Consider the following 526-nt stretch of genomic DNA (forward strand, 5'->3'; position numbering starts at 1 on the left):
GCCACAGGCACTCGACCGCCATCGCCAGGCAGATCGCCGTCACCCCGCTCGCCGTCTCGACCTGCGTCGCGCCGCCGCCAAGGCGGTCGGCGCGACGCAGGTCGAGACGGCGAGCGGGGTGACGGCGATCTGCCTGGCGATGGCGGTCGAGTGCCTGTGGCTGTCCTGGCGCACGAAAATGCCTGTCATCACCGCCTGGTCGACGCCCGGCTTGGCGCTGCTCGCGGCATCGAGCGGCTTTTCGGTGAACGAGGCGGTCGGCGCCTTCATCGTCACCGCGGTGCTTTTGATCGCCACCGGCCTGTTCAAGCCGCTGACCCAATTCATCGCCCGGATTCCACCCTCCGTCGCTTCCGGCATGCTGGCCGGCATCCTCGTCGGCTTCGCCACCAATGCCTTCAAGACCATCCCTTCCGATCCCTGGCTGATCCTGCCGCTGATCGCGGCCTTCTTCGTCATCCGTCTGTTCAATCCGGCGCTATCGGTGCTGGCGGTGCTGATCGGCGGTGGCCTGGCCGCCTTCCTC

At 67.9% G+C, this 526-nt stretch carries 1 protein-coding gene; it reads left to right on the forward strand.

The annotated features are described in order from the left end of the window. On the forward strand, positions 1-526 hold a 526-nt coding region (locus EOA29_RS39545; protein WP_189479191.1), incomplete at both ends, for a benzoate/H(+) symporter BenE family transporter.

This window comes from Mesorhizobium sp. M1E.F.Ca.ET.063.01.1.1, assembly GCF_003998155.1.
Lineage (GTDB): Bacteria > Pseudomonadota > Alphaproteobacteria > Rhizobiales > Rhizobiaceae > Mesorhizobium.